General features: G+C 72.0%; 2 protein-coding genes. Both read right to left on the bottom strand.

What is annotated here, in order from left to right; translation table 11 throughout:
• Positions 1-153 precede the first annotated feature (153 nt).
• Positions 154-1,386: a ribonuclease D gene (locus tag F0L68_RS40695; protein WP_149855263.1), complete on the bottom strand. Its 1,233-nt coding sequence runs from the start codon at positions 1,384-1,386 to the stop codon at positions 154-156.
• Between the two features lie 50 nt (positions 1,387-1,436).
• The gene (locus F0L68_RS40690; RefSeq protein ID WP_149855264.1) at positions 1,437-1,991 is read right to left on the bottom strand and encodes a LuxR C-terminal-related transcriptional regulator; all 555 of its coding nucleotides are present in this window, start codon (positions 1,989-1,991) and stop codon (positions 1,437-1,439) included.
• Positions 1,992-2,001: the final 10 nt, after the last annotated feature.

The following is a 2,001-nucleotide window of genomic DNA, read 5'->3' as shown; positions in this document are numbered from 1 at the left end:
AGTAAGTGGCATTGCCCCAGGGAAGGGCGGGGGCTGCCCAGAACGCGAACGGGGCCCACCCGGGGACGGGAACGGGCGGCGAGGTGGTGTGAGATCGCCGCCGATCCGACCCGAGGCAGGCCCCGGACTTCGACCGGTCGAGTGGTCGTCGGGCTAGGCGAGGGCCTTGCTCAGGGCCTCGACGGTCAGCTCGATCTGCCAGTTGCGGGCCCCGCCCTCGCGCAGCGCGGCGGCGACGCCCTCACGGCTGACGTCCTCCGGCGGCTGCCAGCAGGTCCGCCGGACCAGGTCGGGCAGCAGCAGGTTCTCCACCGGCACCGCGTGCTGCTCGGACAGCTCGGCCAGCGCCGTGCGCGCCTTGGCGAGCCTGGCGGCGGCGTCGGGGTCCTTGTCGCCCCAGCGGTTCACCGGCGGCGGGCCGTCGTGCGCCTGGCCCACGTCCGGGAGCTCGCTCTTGGTCAGCTCGGCCGCCCGCTTCAGGGCGTCCAGCCAGACCGACACCATCCGACGCTGCGCCCTGCCCCGGAAGACCGGCAGCGCGAGCAGGTCGCCCTCGGTCTGCGGGCCGCGCGTGGCGGCCTCGATCATCGCGCTGTCCGGCAGCACCCGTCCCGGCGCGATGTCGCGCTCCTGGGCCACCGCATCCCTGGTCTCCCAGAGCGACCGCACCGCGGCCAGCTGCCGAGGGTTGCGGATCCGGTGGATGCCGGACGTGCGCCGCCACGGCTCGTGTCTCGGTCTCGGCGGCGGCGCGAGACGCACCGCCTCGAACTCCTCGAGCGCCCACTCCAGCTTGCCCTGCCGGGTGAGCTCCGCCTCCAGCACGTCGCGCAGCTCCACCAGCAGCTCGACGTCGAGGGCGGCGTAGTTCAGCCAGTCTGCGGGAAGGGGGCGGCGCGACCAGTCGGCCGCGCCGTGCCCCTTCTCCAGCCGGTAGCCGAGCAACCGCTCGACAAGGGTGCCGAGGGCCACCCGCTCGAACCCGGCCAGCCTGCCGGCCAGCTCGGTGTCGAACAGCGTGCTTGGTCGGAGCCCGAGCTCGGCGAGGCACGGCAGGTCTTGCGACGCTGCGTGCAACACCCACTCGGTACCAGCCAGCGCCTCGACCAGCGGGTCGAGCCAGCCGCCAAGGGCGACCGGGTCGACCAACACGGTTCCGGCGCCTTCCCGGCGCAGTTGCACCAGGTAGGCACGTTGCGAGTAGCGGTAGCCCGAGGCTCGCTCGGTGTCCACCGCCACCGGACCGGCCGCTCCGGCGAGCGCGGCGGCGGCTTGCCGCAGCGCCGACGGGTCGGCCACCACTGGCGGAACGCCATCGGCTGGTTCCGTCAGTGGCACCGGGTCTGGCCCGGTCGGTTCGGCTGGTTCGGCGCAGGGAGCTTCCACGGCGGAAGACCCTACGACGAACGCAGCACTCGCGGGTGTGTTCGGCCCATTCAGCGGATCACGCCGGCTCGCATCGCCAACGCGACCATCTGTGCTCGATCCCCGGTGCCCAGCTTGCGCCCGATCCGCGAAAGATGGCTCTTCACCGTCAGTGCGGACAGACTGAGCGCCTCGCCGATCTCCTTGTTGGACTGGCCATCGGCGACCAGCTGGAGCACTTCGACCTCACGCGCGGAAAGCTCCCGCGGCGTGTTGTCGGTTCCCGGGACCCTGGTGCCCGCTGCGAGCACCGGAGCCACGCTCGGGTCGGCATAGACCCCGCCGTCGAGGACTCGACGCACTCCGTCGGTGACCACCATGGGCGAGGCGGACTTCAGCAGGTACGCCTGGGCGCCTGCCTGGAAGGCCGACCGGACCGCATAGGGGTCGTCGGAGGACGCGAGCACCACGATTCGCGGCCAGCCCTGGGCACGAAGTTCCGTGACCAGGTCAATACCGGTTCCGTCGGGTAGCCCGAGGTCGAGGATCGCGAGATCGCATGGTCCAGTGGCCAGGGCACGCGCCCTCGCCTCAGCAACCGATGCGGCCTCGTGCACTGACGTGATCTCAACGACT

The organism is Solihabitans fulvus, from assembly GCF_008386585.1.
Classification (GTDB): domain Bacteria; phylum Actinomycetota; class Actinomycetes; order Mycobacteriales; family Pseudonocardiaceae; genus Solihabitans; species Solihabitans fulvus.
The sequence above is the reverse complement of the archived record's forward strand: the minus strand, read 5'-3'. Positions and strand labels throughout refer to the sequence as shown.